This is a genomic window from Saccharopolyspora sp. 6M, assembly GCF_020176775.1.
Lineage (GTDB): Bacteria > Actinomycetota > Actinomycetes > Mycobacteriales > Pseudonocardiaceae > Saccharopolyspora_C > Saccharopolyspora_C gregorii.
The window spans coordinates 1-1751 of record NZ_JAIUJZ010000339.1 but is presented as its reverse complement, the minus strand read 5'-3'; the positions used below and the strand labels follow the sequence as shown (position 1 = coordinate 1751).

Genomic DNA, 1751 nt, shown 5'->3' with positions numbered 1-1751 from the left:
GACTTGCGGGACTTCGACGGCCGCGGCGGAGGCTGCTCCACCAGCGGCTGCCGACCAGCGAGGTCCCGGCGGGAGCGCACACCGAGGGCACCTCGGTCACCGACCTGCTCGCCGCCTACGGCGACTCCGGCGAGGGCCGCGAGTCCAAGCGCCGCCGCAGGCGCCGCGGCTGATCGCCGTCCCGGGCGGCACCCGCGCCGCCCCGGTGAACGGCCCACCCGCCTGATCCGCCCGGTCCAACCGCCCGGTCACCTCGCGGGAGTCCGCCGGGCGAGCGGTGCTCATCCGCCCCCAGGCGGTGCGGGCGCCGGAGGCCGCGTTCTAGGGTTTCGGACGTGTCCACACCTGATCTTCCCGGTCCTGCGCCCGACCTCTCCGGTGCGCGCAGGTTGCAGACCCGCAAGCATTCCGCGGTCGGCTGGCCGGTGGCCGGGCTGCTGCTGCTCGGCATCATCGGCCTGGTCATGGTGGGTGTCGCGACCTCCAGGGTGGGGGTGCTGCCCGCCCTGGTGGGCGCGCTGGCGGCGCTGATCCCGGTCGGCGTGGTCTTCGCCGCGATCGTGTGGATCGACCGGTGGGAACCGGAGCCGCCGATGCTGATGCTCGGCGCGTTCCTGTGGGGCGCCGGAGGTGCGACGGGCTGCTCGCTGCTGCTCAACGACTCGGTGATCGGGCTGGGCGAGCTGCTGTTCGGGCCGAGCGACCACGTGTTCTTCGAGCGGGCGCTGATGGCGCCGCTGGTGGAGGAGGGCGCGAAGGCGCTGTTCGTGGTGTCGCTGTGGTTCTGGCGGCGTTCCGAGTTCAACGGGCTCGTCGACGGCATCGTCTACGCGGGCCTGACGGCGGCCGGGTTCGCGTTCACCGAGAACATCCTGTACTTCGGCAAGGCCTTCTCCGAGGGCGGCTGGGGCAACGCGGCGGGTGGCGTGATCGCCGTGTTCATCCTGCGCGGGGTGCTGGCGCCGTTCTCGCACCCGCTGTTCACCTCGATGGTCGGGATCGGCATCGGGCTGGCCTCGCGGACCACGGACACGACGAAGCGGCTGCTGTGGCCGGCCGGCGGGTTCGTGGTGGCGGTGCTGCTGCACGCGGCGTGGAACGCGTCGACGCTGCTGGGCGGCACCGGCTTCCTCAACGTGTACTTCCTGATCATGCTCCCGATCTTCGCGGGCACCGGGTGGCTCGTGGTGTGGCAGCGCAAGCGGGAGCAGCGGATCGTCGCCGACCAGCTTCCGGTGCTGCAGCGCGCCGGACTGATCCCGCGCAGCGAGGTGGAGATGCTGGCCTCGCTGGCGGGCCGCCGCGGCTGGCAGCGCAAGGTCCGGCAGAGCGCGGGCGCGGAACCGGCGAAGGCCGTGCGGGACTACCAGATCGCCGTGACCGAGCTGGCGTTCCTGCAGCACCGCGCCGCCGAGGGCCGCACCACCAGCGCCGTCCGCCGCGCCCGCCGGGAGAAGTTGATCGAGGAGTTGAAGGCGGCGCGCCGGTCCGCGGTCGGTTCGCAGGACGCGTTCCAGACGGCGCGGGTGAAGATCCACGAGCTGACGCAGAGCGTGCGCCGTCCGGGAGCCCGCCCGCAGCGCCCGGTGGATCCCGTCCGGAACTCGGCCGCGGCACCGCAACCGGATCGCGCCGGAGCCCGTCCTCGGCCGGACCTCGCCGGTGAGCAGCGGCGCCCCGCCCCGCGGCAGCAGCCGGTTGGGCGTCCGCAGCAGGCCGCGCCCCGCAGGCAGCCGAACCCGCCACCCACC

General features: G+C 73.8%; 1 protein-coding gene. It reads left to right on the top strand.

Annotation, left to right across the window (positions count from 1 at the left end; translation table 11 throughout):
* Window positions 1-335: 335 nt before the first annotated feature.
* On the top strand, window positions 336-1751 hold a 1416-nt coding region (locus LCD31_RS28690; protein ID WP_224963309.1), incomplete at its 3' end, for a PrsW family intramembrane metalloprotease.